This window comes from Leifsonia sp. 10L418 (assembly GCF_056395445.1).
The window spans coordinates 232,791-246,693 of the sequence record NZ_JBFTJN010000008.1; the positions used below are offsets into that span (position 1 = coordinate 232,791).

11 protein-coding genes, 1 tRNA gene and 1 pseudogene are annotated in these 13,903 nt (G+C 64.8%); 2 read left to right on the plus strand and 11 right to left on the minus strand.

Going from position 1 to position 13,903, the window contains the following annotated elements; genetic code table 11:
* Positions 1–49 precede the first annotated feature (49 nt).
* The 10 genes and pseudogenes from AC1DCF_RS16170 to polA form a co-directional block, all read right to left on the minus strand.
* Positions 50–1,483, minus strand: a complete 1,434-nt coding sequence (locus tag AC1DCF_RS16170; protein ID WP_477211899.1) for an ATP-binding protein — start codon at positions 1,481–1,483, stop codon at positions 50–52.
* A gap of 30 nt (positions 1,484–1,513) precedes the next feature.
* The gene (cls, locus tag AC1DCF_RS16175; protein ID WP_477211900.1) at positions 1,514–2,986 is read right to left on the minus strand and encodes a cardiolipin synthase; all 1,473 of its coding nucleotides are present in this window, start codon (positions 2,984–2,986) and stop codon (positions 1,514–1,516) included.
* Positions 2,987–3,116: 130 nt separating this feature from the next.
* On the minus strand, positions 3,117–3,740 hold the full coding sequence (coaE, locus tag AC1DCF_RS16180; protein ID WP_477211901.1) for a dephospho-CoA kinase: 624 nt from the start codon (positions 3,738–3,740) through the stop codon (positions 3,117–3,119).
* A gap of 59 nt (positions 3,741–3,799) precedes the next feature.
* Positions 3,800–4,534, minus strand: a complete 735-nt coding sequence (locus tag AC1DCF_RS16185) for a class I SAM-dependent methyltransferase (protein WP_477211902.1) — start codon at positions 4,532–4,534, stop codon at positions 3,800–3,802.
* A 178-nt stretch (positions 4,535–4,712) separates the two neighbouring features.
* Positions 4,713–6,170 carry a 30S ribosomal protein S1 gene (gene rpsA, locus AC1DCF_RS16190; RefSeq protein ID WP_477211903.1) on the minus strand — a complete coding sequence of 486 codons (1,458 nt, stop codon included), beginning with the start codon at positions 6,168–6,170 and terminating at the stop codon, positions 4,713–4,715.
* A gap of 118 nt (positions 6,171–6,288) precedes the next feature.
* On the minus strand, positions 6,289–7,293 hold the full coding sequence (locus AC1DCF_RS16195; RefSeq protein ID WP_477211904.1) for an epimerase: 1,005 nt from the start codon (positions 7,291–7,293) through the stop codon (positions 6,289–6,291).
* Positions 7,290–7,583 carry a DUF4166 domain-containing protein gene (locus AC1DCF_RS16200; protein WP_477211942.1) on the minus strand — a complete coding sequence of 98 codons (294 nt, stop codon included), beginning with the start codon at positions 7,581–7,583 and terminating at the stop codon, positions 7,290–7,292. The genes AC1DCF_RS16195 and AC1DCF_RS16200 overlap by 4 nt, the downstream gene beginning before the upstream one ends.
* 29 nt (positions 7,584–7,612) lie before the next feature.
* Positions 7,613–7,957 (minus strand): annotated as a pseudogene (locus AC1DCF_RS16205) (DUF4166 domain-containing protein); the annotation flags it as partial.
* 11 nt (positions 7,958–7,968) lie between these two features.
* Entirely contained in the window at positions 7,969–9,645 is a 1,677-nt protein-coding gene (locus tag AC1DCF_RS16210) for a DUF885 domain-containing protein (protein WP_477211905.1), read from the minus strand.
* Between the two features lie 174 nt (positions 9,646–9,819).
* Positions 9,820–12,504 carry a DNA polymerase I gene (gene polA / locus AC1DCF_RS16215; RefSeq protein ID WP_477211906.1) on the minus strand — a complete coding sequence of 895 codons (2,685 nt, stop codon included), beginning with the start codon at positions 12,502–12,504 and terminating at the stop codon, positions 9,820–9,822.
* A 55-nt stretch (positions 12,505–12,559) separates the two neighbouring features.
* On the opposite strand from polA, the gene AC1DCF_RS16220 reads away from it, so the two are divergent.
* Positions 12,560–12,988 carry a hotdog fold thioesterase gene (locus AC1DCF_RS16220; RefSeq protein ID WP_441789878.1) on the plus strand — a complete coding sequence of 143 codons (429 nt, stop codon included), beginning with the start codon at positions 12,560–12,562 and terminating at the stop codon, positions 12,986–12,988.
* An 85-nt stretch (positions 12,989–13,073) separates the two neighbouring features.
* On the opposite strand, the gene AC1DCF_RS16225 is transcribed toward AC1DCF_RS16220, so the two are convergent.
* Positions 13,074–13,679, minus strand: a complete 606-nt coding sequence (locus tag AC1DCF_RS16225; RefSeq protein WP_345062536.1) for an ANTAR domain-containing response regulator — start codon at positions 13,677–13,679, stop codon at positions 13,074–13,076.
* A 38-nt stretch (positions 13,680–13,717) separates the two neighbouring features.
* On the opposite strand from AC1DCF_RS16225, the gene AC1DCF_RS16230 reads away from it, so the two are divergent.
* Positions 13,718–13,803: transfer RNA gene (locus AC1DCF_RS16230), tRNA-Leu, on the plus strand.
* Positions 13,804–13,903: the final 100 nt, after the last annotated feature.

The following is a 13,903-nucleotide window of genomic DNA, read 5'->3' on the forward strand; positions in this document are numbered from 1 at the left end:
GCCCCAGTCTACAAAGCACCACCGACATGCGACTGTCGATACCTCACGATCACCGAGCGCGCAGGGGAACATCCACATCGGCGCCGCCCTCTTCGGTGAGGCGCCCGCCCATCGTGACCATGGTCGGAGCGAGTACGAATCCGCCGGCAAACAAACCCTCTCCCTGAAGGAAGCGCGGTGACCTGGCCAGCATCGCGGCCGGGACAAAGCCGAAGATCGTCGCGAGTTCGTCAAGATCGACGGGAGAACTCATCTTCATCAACACAAGGTTGTCGCATTGCGAGACGATGCTCGAGTGCACCCGGGATGGCCGCTGCGTCGAGAGCAGAAGCCAGAGGCCGAATTTTCTGCCTTCGGCCGCGATCTGAATGATCCGGTCACGGACGGCCGTGTGGAGCGGGCTGTTCTGCTCGGGCGAACAGAAATTGTGCGCCTCGTCGATCACGATCAAGATCGGCCGCCGTTGCTCCCGTTTCGCCCACAGATCGTCCAGCACGGCCATCGCGACGAGGAGCGGCTCATCCGGATAGGTGAATCCGCCGAGGTCCAATACCGTCGCGTCTGGCCGGGAGTCGATGATGTCGGTGACCGCTGCTTTGCCGCCGGCCCAGACGTCCCAGTCGGTGAGGCTCAAATTCTCGATTCGGTCGGCCAACGCGTGCGCAGCCGCACTGTTGCTCGCGCGCAGCTTCGGCGCGATCATCTCGGGGCTCAGGCTGCCGACCGTCTCTTCCAACCGGGCCAGCTCGTTGTACTCCTCCCTGTCGGCCAGCGGATCCAACCGGAATACCGCCGCTCTGCCGCGCAGCGGGAGGTCGGTGAATCTCACCCGCAGAGGGTCGTGATCGTCCAAGTCGGGCCGCAACACCCGGATGGTGCGCTCGGTCAACGCCTTTTGCCCGTCAGACTCGGCGTCGGCACCGCCGATGTCACGGAGCTCACGCAGCCGAACGAAGTCGGCATTCGGGTCGAAGATGACCATCGGCAACTCGGTGTGAATGAGAAGCTGCTCGAGAACGACACCGAGGGCATAGGTCTTTCCGGACCCGCTCTGGCCACACCAGAAAGTGTGACGGTTGAACCGACGTGAGAGCAACCGGGCTGAGACGTCGCCCGCCGCCATCACCGTCCCAATTCCCACTGTCGGCACAGATTCGGGATAGAACCGGTCGAGGGTGCCCGGATCTGCCGGGCGCACCTCGGCGGCGGAGAACCGGCTGAACGTTCGAGTGTCGAGCCGGCCATCGGCTTTCAGCTGACCGATCACGCGGCCGGAGCCATACGGCGCCGACCCCATGGTCAGCGTCACGTCCTCGATCTGCCCGACCCTGACCGGACTTCCCGGCGAGTGAATGGTCACGAAGTCGCCGGAGTTTGCCGAATCGTCGGCCGCACCGGCAAACTGAAAGTGGCGCCCATCGAGCGAGTCAGCTGTCGCCACGGGGCCGAGCTGGAGTGCGGTCAACACAGCCGAATGTTCCATGATTCCTCTTCCCCGTTGTGCCGTCCTGCGCTATTGCAGTGCAGAGGTGAGCCGGGCAACACCGTCGAGGAAGGTGGCCGTCGCCGGTTCCTTGTCCCATTCTTCGAGGGTGAGCACGCGTCCGGCGTCGCGGTAGCCCTGCTCCACCTCCCGCATCTGCCGCACGAACTCGGTTCCCCGCACGAGCAAAGTCACCTCCGAGTTGAGGGCGAACGAGCGGATGTCCATATTGCTCGATCCGATCACCGCCACGTCGTCATCGATCGAGAGGTGCTTCGAGTGCAGAATGAACGGTGCCTGGTAGAGCCAGATCGTGACGCCGGCCGTGAGCAACGGGCGATAGTACGAGCGCTGGGCGTGCCAGACCGACCCCTGGTCCCCGATCTCAGAGACGAAGAGCTGCACATCCAGGCCGCGCTGGCAGGCGGAGGTGATCGCGTACATCATCGCCTCATCCGGCACGAAGTACGGACTCGTGATGATCACCTTGCGCTGAGCCGAGGTCACCAAGGTCAAGAACTGGCGCAGGTTGTTCTCGCTGTCGTAGCCAGGGCCGCTGGGCACGACCTGGCAGACGAGGGCATCCGCCGACGGGTCCCGCGGCACATCTCCGGCGGGAAGGTTGGCCTCGTCACCGAGCAGCTCGTCGGTTTCCAAGTACCAGTCGGAGAGGAACACGGCATTCGTCGCCGCCACGATCGGGCCGGAGACCCGGGTCACCAGCTCCTGCCACTTGAGCCCGCGTTTGAGGTTCTTCGGCGAGTTGTAGCTGCGGTCGATGAGGTTCTGGGAGCCGACGAATGCCACCAGGCCGTCGACGATGACGAGCTTGCGGTGGTTGCGCAGGTCGGGCCTGGAGTACTCCCCCTTGAACGGGCGTACCGGGAGCATGTAGCTCCATTTCACCCCGATGCGGTCGAGTTCGGCGAACGTCTCGTCGTGGCCGGACACGCGCCGGGAAGCCACATAGTCGGCGAGGAGGCGCACCTGGACGCCACGCTGCACCGCGCGTTCGAGAGCGGCGAAGAAACCTCGCGTGGTCGCATCGAACGAGACGATGTAGAACTCCACATTCACGAAGCGGGTTGCCGTATCGATCTCCGTCGCCATCGCATCGATCGACGCCTGGTACTCGCCGATGAGAAGCGCCGTGTTTCCTCCGGCGGCCGGCAGCGCGCCCACCGCCTGGTTCTGCCGCACGAGCGACGCGAACCAGTCGGGCCAGGTGTCGCGATCGGTCACCAGGTCGACGTGTGCAGCCCGCTCGGTGATCATCGTGTTGAGTTCGTCCTGCTTCTGACGACGCTTCTTCGGCAGCGAGACGTTGCCGATCAGGAGGAACAGGATGATGCCGACGAACGGGATGAGGAAGATCGCGAGCAGCCAGGCCATTGCCGCAGTGGGCTTGCGGTCTCGCGGAACAATGATGAGGGCGGTGATGCGGATGGCGAGATCTACGACGACAAGTACGCCGCCGGTAATCGCCGTGAGGTCACTGATCACGTGGCACCTTCCCCGATGGCCGCTGCACGCGGCATGGTCGTGAGTATGCCAGTAGTTGGCCCCGGGCGGTACAAAAAAGTTCTTCGGTCGCGACGGAAGCGCGTCAGTATCTGGGCGCGAGGTATCCCGCCTAGCGCGAGAGCGCAGCGGCTCTGTGCGCCCGTTCCCAGAGCTCATCAACCTGCGCCAGCGTGTGCTCGAGCGTGCCGTCGGTGTCGATCACGATGTCGGCGACGGCCATCCGCTCAGCGTCGCTGGCCTGTGCTTTGATGCGATTCGCGGCATCCGTCTCGCTCATCGCCCGCAGCTCGACCATGCGGCGCAGCCGGGTCTCCTCGCTCGCATGCACGACAACGATGAGATCGAACGGATGGGCATGCGGCTGGGCGGTGCTCGCCTCGATGAGCAGCGGCACGTCGTAGACGACCACTGCCTGCGGATCGGATGAGGCTTCGCGGATCAGAAAATCGGACAGCTCGCGCACCGCGGGATGCACGATCGCGTTCAGCTTCTCGAGCTCGGCGGCGTTGCTGAACACATGGGCTCCCAGGGCCGCACGGTCAAGAGTGCCGTCGGCCCGGATCATGCCAGCGCCGAAGGCCTCGCGGATGGCCGCGAGCCCGGGCGTTCCCGGTTCGACGACGGCGCGGGCAAGCTGGTCCGCGTCGATGTGCACGGCACCGTGTTCGACGAGCCGGTTGGCCACGGTGCTCTTGCCTGCTGCGATCCCGCCGGTGAGTCCAATCAGATACACGGTTGCAATGCTAGCGGCGCCGCATGGAACTTCCCGCTCCGTACTGAAACGACCGACGATTATCCGGTGGGCGCTGCGATCCAGGTCTCGGTGAGATACGGCAGCTGTATTGGGGCTTCCCGCGTCTCGGCGTGAGCGTCAAGAACGGCCTCAACACGCTGAAGGATGGCGGCCTTTTCGGCGTCACCGGCCACGAGATAGTAGCTGCGCGTCGTCACCAGGCTCCGGATGCCGTCGCGCGTGGTCTCCTGCGTCCACCGGTCCACGCGTTTGTCGATCAGAGCCCAATCCGCGCCCAGCACGGGCGCGAAGGCACCGGCCGCATGCTGCCCCGGGTTCATCGCCCGCGACAGTTCGTTGACCCAGGGCACCGATTCGTCCCGGCTGTTCCAGACGAGGGCCAACCGGCCCCCGGGGCGAAGAACGCGCCGCACTTCGGCACTCGCCGCGGCAACGTCGACCCAGTGCCAGGCCTGAGCGAATGTCACCAGGTCGACCGACGAGGTAGGCAGCGGGATGCGCTCCCCCACTCCCTCAATCGCCTGCGCGGTGGGAAAATGTTCGCGGAGCACCCGCAACATGTCCGCCGACGGGTCGACGGCCACGACGCGGGCTCCGAGCTCGACCAGGAGTCCGGTGAGTTTGCCGGTGCCCGCACCGATGTCGGCAACCTCACCGGCGTCTCCGAGCAGCCAGGCGACGGTCTCGCGCGGGTACGACGGCCGATGGGCGTCGTATGCGTCGGCTCCGGCCTGGAACGATTCGGCGTGAACGTGGAGGCGACCTTCTTGCATGCATCGAGCCTACGTCGGGCGCCGGAATCAGATCGGCGCCCCTGGGGTCGGCCCCGCACAAGCCGCGTGACTAGCTGGTGAACAAGCCCTGGTTAACGCAGATTGGCCGCACCCCGAAGGGTGCGGCCAATCTGTAGTTCACTAAACGACTACTCCGAGGAGTACGCGTTCAAGCTGACTAGTTGCCGCCTGACAGCTTCTCGCGCAGTGCGGCGAGAGCCTCGTCGTCGGCAAGGGTGCCGGCGCCTGCGGTCTCGCTCGAGAAGGAGGAGCCAGCAGCCGACGCGACGTCGCCGACAGCGATGACCTCGTCGTTTGCCGAAGCAACCTGCTTCTTGTGCGCTTCCCAACGAGCCTGGGCTGCAGCGTAGTCCTGCTCCCACTTCTCGCGCTGGGTTTCGAAGCCCTCGCGCCACTCGTTGGTCTCCGGGTCGAATCCTTCAGGGTACTTGTAGTTGCCCTGGTCGTCGTACTCGGTGAGCATGCCGTAGAGCGCCGGGTCGAACTCGGTGCCTTCGGGGTCGACACCCTCGTTGGCCTGCTTGAGGCTCAGCGAGATGCGGCGACGCTCGAGGTCGATGTCGATGACCTTGACGAACACCTCGTCGCCGACCGAGACAACCTGCTCGGCGAGCTCAACGTGCTTGCCGGACAGCTCGGAGATGTGGACGAGGCCTTCGATTCCCTCGGCAACGCGAACGAACGCACCGAACGGAACGAGCTTGGTGACCTTACCCGGTGCAACCTGGCCGATGGCGTGGGTGCGGGCAAATACCTGCCACGGGTCTTCCTGCGTAGCCTTGAGCGACAGGGAGACGCGCTCGCGCTCCAGGTCAACCTCGAGGATCTCGACGGTGACTTCCTGGCCAACCTCAACGACCTCGCTGGCGTGCTCAATGTGCTTCCAGCTGAGTTCTGAAACGTGAACCAGACCGTCAACGCCACCCAGGTCGACGAACGCACCGAAGTTGACGATCGACGAGACGATGCCCTTGCGGACCTGTCCCTTCTGGAGGTTGTTGAGGAACGTGGTGCGGCTCTCAGACTGGGTCTGCTCGAGCAGCGCACGACGCGACAGAACGACGTTGTTGCGGTTCTTGTCGAGTTCGAGGATCTTCGCTTCGATTTCCTGGCCCAGGTACGGGGTCAGGTCGCGAACGCGACGCAGCTCGATGAGCGAGGCGGGAAGGAAGCCACGGAGACCGATGTCAACGATGAGGCCACCCTTGACAACCTCGATGACTGAACCGGTGACAACACCGTCTTCATCCTTGATCTTCTCAACGTCGCCCCATGCACGCTCGTACTGAGCACGCTTCTTCGACAGGATGAGGCGGCCTTCTTTGTCTTCTTTCTGAAGAACGAGGGCCTCAACCAGGTCGCCGACCTTGACAACCTCGGAAGGGTCAACGTCGTGCTTGATGGAAAGTTCGCGGGAGGGAATGACGCCCTCGGTCTTGTATCCCACGTCGAGGAGTACCTCGTCGCGGTCGATCTTCACGACGGTGCCCTCGATGAGGTCTCCATCGTTGAAGAATTTCAGCGTCTTTTCGACCGCGGCGAGAAAGTCTTCAGCAGATCCGATGTCATTGATGGCGACCTGCTTGGGTGCCTTGTCGGTCGTTGCGATTGTCATGTAGTAGTTGCTCCAGTATGGACATATATCGGGCCGGCACAGGCAGAACGTCAAGTTTCGACACTCTGGTTACTCCGCACCGGCAGCGGATAGTTCGTCACGAACGTGACGTTCAAGCTTAGCTGTTTGGCCGCGTCTTCAGCAAGCCGCGATTATGCACGATTTGAGTGAGTGCCGGCTCCAAATTCGGATACGAAAACGTATAGCCGCAACTCACGATTCGTTCCGGAATCACCCAGCGACTCTTCAGAACAAGTTCAGTTTCAGTCCGAATCAGGACGGAGCCGGTTTCCAGCATCCAGCGTGGTGTCGGGATGCCGATCGGCGCCCCGACCGCGCGCCGCAGGGCCGCCATCATCCGCTTGTTGTCTTCGGGTTCGGGGGCCGCGGCGTTGATCACGCCGTCGATCTCGTCGTGATCGACGAGGTAACGGATGATGCCCAGCACGTCGTCGATGTGGATCCAGCTGAAACGCTGGTGTCCGCCGCCGGTCCGCCGGTCGTGGAACGTGCCGGCTTCCCGTCGTGCCCGGGTGGACGGCCAGCGGCCGTCGAGCTGCGGGCCGCCGAGGCCGAACTGCGCGAGGCGAATCAGCGGGATCAGCGCACTGCCGTCACCGAGCACGATGGCCATCCGGAGCGCGACCCGTCGCGTGCCGGGGAGCTCCCCGGCAAAGAGCTCCTTCTCCCAGGCCGTGGCGATGCCGACCGAGAACCCGGTGCCGATCTCACCATCCGTCTCGGTCATCGGGTGGTCTTCGGCATGCCGGTAGATGGTGGCCGTCGACGAGTTGACCCAGAGCGGTGGCGGCGTGGCACAGGCCCGGATGGCCGTGGCCAATTCACGGGTGGTCTCGATGCGAGAGCGCATGATTTCGGCACGGTTCGCCGGGGTGTACCGGCAGTTCACGCTTTTGCCGGCCAGATTGACCAGCAGGTCGGCCCCGTCGAGCAGCCGGCTGATCGCTGCGGTGTCGCCCCACCGGGCGTCGGGACCCGAGCGGCCGATCAGGCTCACCTCGGCGCCGTCGGCGCGAAACGCCTCGGCCAGATACTGCCCGATGAAGCCCGAACCGCCGGCGATCACGACGCGCTGCGGTACGGCATGCTGATGCTGAGTCACGCTGAACCATCCCCCTCGCGGAGGCCATAGCTGAACGACCCCGCGTACTCGTACACCGTACCGATCAGCGGCGCCGTGAGAGCCATCGCCACGCGCTGCAGCCCGACGACATCGTCGAAGCGTTCCATCAGGGTGACGTGTGGCGAGAGCACCTGAGGCAGCGTCAGCCAGCGGCGACCGATTCGCAGCGCGACAACGGTCGAGTCGAGGTGCATCGAGCCGTCGACGACGCTCGCCTCAAGCGACGCCCGCAAGCGGCGGTGGGCGCCGAGGTAGTCGACGAGGCCGATCGGCGCCGCTCGGCGGTGATCGCGTCAACCATGGTGCGGTCACCCGACGTGAAATGAAAAGTGCGGGAGGCGGCGACGGCTGCAGCGCCGGACGGGGAGCGCGCCGGTCGGTTGATCACCGTGAACGGGACCTTCTGGTGCCAGCCGGGGAACACGACATCCGGCCGCCCGAACAGCCACAGAAACGGCCAGAGCCAGCGCCTCGGGGTGCCGACACGTTCGAAAACACCCTGCCCGTAGCCGTGGTGACCCGGAAGGATGGCCCCGCAGTAGTCCCGCAAGCGGGGATGCAGGGTGTCGGGGATTCCGCGCCAGACCGTCTCGTACGGCGAGAGACGCTCTGCCGGTACTGGTTGTTGCGGATCCCCCGACACCCTGATTGCCGCTACTTCAGCAGAGTCGAACGGAGTGTGTCGAGTCCGACACCGCCGAGATCAAGGGCGCGCTTGTGGAAGTCCTTGATCGAGAAAGCTGCCCCCTCCCGCTCCTGGCACTCGTCGCGCAGCTGCTCCCAGATGCGTTGACCGACCTTGTACGAGGGCGCCTGGCCCGGCCAGCCGAGGTAGCGATTCACCTCGAACTTCACGAAGCCGTCGTTCATGTTCACGTTCTTGCCGAGGAAGTCGAACGCGTACTCGGCCGTCCAGGGGCCCGAACCGTCGGGCAGCTGCTTCTCGAGGTGCACGCCGATGTCGAGTACGACGCGGGCGGCGCGCATCCGCTGCCCGTCGAGCATGCCGAGACGGTCGGCGGGGTCGTCAAGGTAGCCGAGCTGTTCCATCAGGCGCTCGGCATACAGCGCCCAACCTTCGGCGTGGCCTGAGGTGCCGGCCAACTGGCGGCGCCAGGTGTTCAGCGTCGCTCGGTTGTAGACGGCCTGGCCGATCTGCAGGTGGTGGCCCGGAACGCCCTCGTGGTAGACCGTGGTCAGTTCGCGCCAGGTGTCGAACTCGGTGACGCCGACGGGTACCGACCACCACATGCGGCCGGCTCGCGAGAAGTCGTCGGTCGGGCCGGTGTAGTAGATGCCGCCCTCCTGGGTCGGGGCGATCATGCATTCCAGCCGACGGATCTCCTCGGGAATGTCGAACTGGGTGGCCGAGAGCTCGGCGACAGCCTTGTCGCTCGTCTCCTGCATCCATTTCTGCAGCGCATCGGTGCCGTAGAGCTTGCGCGCGGGGTCGGCGTCGAGCACCTCGATGGCCTCGAGCACGCTGGCGCCCGGCTTGATCTGGTCGGCGATGCTCTCCTGCTCTTCGACCATGCGGGCGAGTTCTTCGATGCCCCATTCATAGGTTTCGTCGAGGTCGATCTTCGCCCCGAGGAACCGGCGGGAGGCGAGTGCGTAGAGTTCGCGACCGACGGCATCTTTCGAGGTGGCGGCGGGTTCCAGCTCATCGCTGAGGAACGACGCCAGCGTGTTGTAGGCCTCGGCCGAGACACGTGCGCCGGCGGCGAGGTCGGCGGCCAGGGCGGCGGGGACGCCTCCCGATTCGAGTCGCGCGCCGGCGACGAAGCTGGTGAAGAAACCGTCGGCCGCGGCCGTGCGCTTGGCCTGCTCGATGACCTCGCGCACCTGGCGCTTGGCCGGCGTGACGCCGCGTTCGATGCCGAGACGGAGCGTCTCGATATAGCCCTCGACGGCGGCCGGCAGCGCGGCGAGACGCTGGGAGACCATCTCCCAGTCGTCAGTGCTGTCGGTGGGCATGAGGTCGAAGGCTTCACGGATGCTCTGGGCCGGCGACGCGATCACGTTCAGGTCGCGCAGCTGCAGCTGGGCCTCTGCGCTCTCCAACTCGAGGGCGAGGGCGCTCCGCAGATCGGTCTGCGTGACGCCGTCGACCTCGTCGACGGCGGTGGCGGCATCCAATTTCGCGATGACGCGCGTGATCTCGTGGACTGTGCGTTCGTGGCCGGCCGGCGAGTAGTCGCCGAAACGGTCGTTGACGTGGGTGCGCCCGATGTAGGTGCCGATGGTCGGGTCGAGTTCGACGAGGGTGTCGACCCAGTCTTCGGCGATCTGGTCGATCGCGGTGGGAGTGCGCTGAATGTCGTTGCTCATGGCTTCAGCCTGGCGTGAATCATCTGCCCGATGCAACCGCGACGCACATCCGTTGCGAAATCAGGCGCACATGCGTCCGGAAAAACAGCAAACGGCACCGGAAACCGCACGATGTGTGCGGTATCCGGTGCCGCTCAGGCAAACCTTGCGGTATCCGGTGACACCGGTCGCCGCTTAGTGCGCGGCCGAATCCCAGTTCGTGCCGCGGCCGACGTGCACGTCGAGCGGCACCAGCAGCTCGGCGGCGGTCTGCATGCGGTGCGTGACGACGTCTTTCAAGGCGTCCCACTCCCCCGGCGCGACGTCGAAGATCAATTCGTCATGCACCTGCAGCAGCATGCGCGAGTCGAGCTGCTTCTCGCGCAGGTCGACGGCGATGCGGTTCATCGCGATCTTCATGATGTCGGCCGCCGACCCCTGGATCGGGGCGTTCAACGCCGCGCGCTCCGCGTTGTCGCGCAGCACCCGGTTCGGGCTGTGCAGTTCGGGGAACGGGCGGCGGCGACCGAAGATCGTCTCGGTGTAGCCGTCGACCTTGGCCTGTTCGACGACGTGACGCAGGTAGTCGCGCACGGCGCCGAAGCGTTCGAAGTAGTCGGTCATCAACTTCTTCGCCTCTTTGGTCTCGATGCGGAGCTGCTTCGAGAGTCCGAATGCACTGAGGCCGTAGGCCAGACCGTAGGACATCGCCTTGACCTTGGAGCGCATCTCGTTCGAGACGTCTTCCGGAGCGACACCGAAGATGCGGGAGCCGACGAAACGGTGCAGGTCTTCGCCCTCGTTGAACGCCTCGATCAAGCCGGCGTCCTCCGAGAGGTGCGCCATGATCCGCATCTCGATCTGCGAGTAGTCGGCGGTGAGCAACGACTCAGCCTGGTCGCCCGCATGGAAGGCGGCACGGATGCGGCGTCCCTCCTCGGTGCGCACCGGGATGTTCTGCAGGTTGGGATCGTTCGAGGAGATGCGTCCGGTCGCCGTGCCGATCTGCACGTAGTTGGTGTGGATACGCCCGGTTTCGTCGATGGCCTTGTCGAGGGTCTCCACGATCTGGCGCAGTTTCGTCGCGTCGCGGTGCTGTAACAGCAGGCCGAGGAACGGGTGCGGGTTGCTGGCCTGCAGGTCGGCGAGGGCACCGGCGTCCGTCGTGAACCCGGTCTTGTTGGCGCGCGTCTTGGGCATCGCCAGCTGGTCGAAAAGCACCTCTTGGAGCTGTTTCGGGGAGCCCAGGTTGACCTCACGGCCGATCTCCGCGAATGCGGACGCGGCCAGGTTGGCGACGCTCTCGCTCAGCTGGGTGGACAGCTCTGACAGCTCGTCGTGCGAGACGGCGACACCGGCCAGCTCCATGTCGACGAGGGCCAGCAGGGTCGGAATCTCGATGTCGGTGAGAACTCGGAGCGAGCCGGCGTCGAGCGCCTCGAGGATGGCCGGGGCGACCCGCAGCGTGTACCACGCCTCGGTCGGAACACCGGCCGAGTCGTCAGGAACGAGCTGGTTGGGGTCGTGGATCGGGAGCGTCTCGTCGAGGTAGCGCGTGACGAGATCGGACAGGGTCTTGTCCGGTCCGCCCGGACGCAGCAGCCAGCCGGCGACCAGGGTGTCGGTGATGAGCCCGTCGAAGGCGAGTGCGCTGCGCTTGAGCGCTTTCAACTGCGGCTTCGCATCGTGCATGATCTTGGGGGCGGGGCCGGAAAGCCACGCCTCGAGCGGGGCGTAGTCGCTGCGGCCGGTCTGCCAGGGCAGGTTGAGACTCTCGGTCGCGCTCGACAGGCCGAACCCGATGACGTGGCCGTCCTGCACCTCGACGGTCAGGCCGAGACCGGCCGGGGCCGCCGCTGAATTGCGGGCGAGCCAGAGCTCGAGCTCCTCATCGAGCAGGTCTTGCGACTTCGGGGCCGTCGGAATCTCGGGCAGCGCCACCTCGGGCTCTGCTCCGGCAATGGCGCCGCCGACGACAGCACCGTTCTCGCCGCCTTCGAGCTTGATCACCCGGTCGAGCAGACTCTTGAACTCGAGACGTTCGAACACGGCGCGCACGGCCGGCTCGTCGATCGGCGCGCGCTCAAGCTCCGTCACCTCGACCGGGAGGTCGAGGTCGGTGAGCAGACGGTTGAGGCGGCGGTTGCGGATCGCGTTCTCTTTCTGCTCCCGCAGATTGTTGCCGACGACGCCCTTGATCTCATCGGCGTGCTCGAGAATGCCGTCGAGGCTGCCGTAGAGGCCGAGCCACTTGACGGCGGTCTTCTCGCCCACCTTGGAGATGCCGATCAGGTTGTCGCTGGTCTCGCCGACGAGCGCCGCGATATCCGGGTACTGGTGCGGATCGATGCCGTACCGCTCGCGCACGGCGGCCGGGTCGTAGCGCTTGAGGGCTGACACGCCCTGGCTCGCCGGGTAGAGCAACGTGACGTTCTCGTTGACCAGCTGGATCGTGTCGCGGTCGCCGGAAACGACGAGCACGTCGTAGCCGGCCTCCGTGCCACGTACCGACAGGGTGGCCAGGATGTCGTCTGCCTCGTAGTCCTCTTTGGTGAGGGTACGGATGTTCATCGCCGCGAGGGCATCCTGCAGCAGCGGGATCTGACCCTTGAACTCCGACGGCGTCTCGCCGCGGGTGCCCTTGTACTCGGGGTACTCGCGGGTGCGAAACGAGAAACGGGAGATGTCGAACGCCACGGCGATGTGCGTGGGCTTCTCATTGCGGAGCAGGCTGAGCAGCATCGACAGGAAGCCGTGGATGGCGTTCGTGTGCTGCCCGTCGCGGGTTTGGAAGCTATCCACAGGCAGGGCGTAGAAAGCCCGGAACGCCAGGGAATGGCCGTCGATGATCATCAGGGTAGGCTTTTTTGAGTCCGACACAGACCCAGCCTACAAGCGTCGCCTTGAGCGAGCGGGCAGACGAGCAAAGGTGACCATGATCGATCAAACTGCGGATGCCCTCGACTGGGTCAAGGAGCGGGGCCTCGGGGCCCTCGCCGACAAGATGGGCATCGAGTTCATCGAGTTCTCGGTTGAGCGTTCGGTGGCGACGATGCCGGTGGAGGGCAACACTCAACCGGCGATGCTGATGCACGGCGGCGCGTATGTCGTTCTCGGCGAGTCGCTCGGTTCGATGGCCGCCAACCTCTACGCCGGGGCCGGAAAACTCGCCGTCGGAATCGAAATCAACGCGACGCACACCCGTTCGGCGACATCCGGGCAGGTGACGGCAGTGTGCACTCCGATTCACCTCGGGCGCACGCTCACCACGCACGAGATCGCCGTCTCCGACGATTCGGGCCGACGCTGCTCGACCATCCGCATCACGAACCTGATCAAGGATGTCTCCGGCTACTCAGCCTGACCTCCTGCAGCAATAGAAAAGCCCGGCCGATATCGGCCGGGCTTTTTCTGTGTGTCTGGTGAAAAGTGTTACTTCTTGGCTTGAGCTACTTCTTGGCGCTGAGCTGCTCGATGATCGCCTGGGAGACATCGTGCATGGTCAACCGGCGGTCCATCGATGCCTTCTGAATCCAACGGAAGGCTTCGGGCTCGCTCAGGCCCATCTTTTCGTTGAGCAGGCCCTTGGCCCGGTCGACGAGTTTGCGGGTCTCGAAACGCTCGACGAGGTCGGCGACCTCGGCTTCGAGCGTGATGATCTGGCTGTAACGCGAGAGAGCGATCTCGATGGCGGGAAGCAGGTCGTTCGGGGTGAACGGCTTCACCACGTAGGCGAGGGCGCCGGCTTCGCTGGCGCGCTCGACGAGCTCCTTCTGGCTGAAGGCCGTCAGCAGCACAACCGGAGCGATGTGCTCCTTGGAGAGGCGCTCTGCGGCGCTGATGCCATCGAGCTGCGGCATCTTGACATCCATGATGACGAGGTCGGGGCGAAGTTCGCGCGCCAGGGCGACAGCGGTCTCGCCGTCGCCAGCTTCGCCGACCACTTCGAAGCCGTTGTCACGGAGAATCTCGACGATATCGAGGCGAATAAGGGACTCATCCTCCGCGACGACAACGCGGCGGGGAGGAGCGGGGGTAGTGTCTTGGTCGGTCACACCTAAAACCTTACGGTATTCTGATCGAGGTGTTGTGAGCCGGTGTGGCGGAATGGCAGACGCGGAGCACTCAAAATGCTTTGTTCGAAAGGACGTGTGGGTTCAAGTCCCACCACCGGCACCATCACGAAGACCCCCGTACATCCCTGTGAATCGCAGGATGTGCGGGGGTCTTCTGCATTGCGGGCACACGTAAGGCAGGGAGCCGGGGAGAAACACTCCCC

Coding starts and splice junctions, on each gene's coding strand:
- AC1DCF_RS16170 (WP_477211899.1), bottom strand. CDS start 1,483: ATGGAACATTCGGCTGTGTTGACCGCACTCCAGCTCGGCCCCGTGGCG.
- rpsA (WP_477211903.1), bottom strand. CDS start 6,170: ATGACAATCGCAACGACCGACAAGGCACCCAAGCAGGTCGCCATCAAT.
- AC1DCF_RS16185 (WP_477211902.1), bottom strand. CDS start 4,534: ATGCAAGAAGGTCGCCTCCACGTTCACGCCGAATCGTTCCAGGCCGGA.
- AC1DCF_RS16210 (WP_477211905.1), bottom strand. CDS start 9,645: ATGAGCAACGACATTCAGCGCACTCCCACCGCGATCGACCAGATCGCC.
- AC1DCF_RS16220 (WP_441789878.1), top strand. CDS start 12,560: ATGATCGATCAAACTGCGGATGCCCTCGACTGGGTCAAGGAGCGGGGC.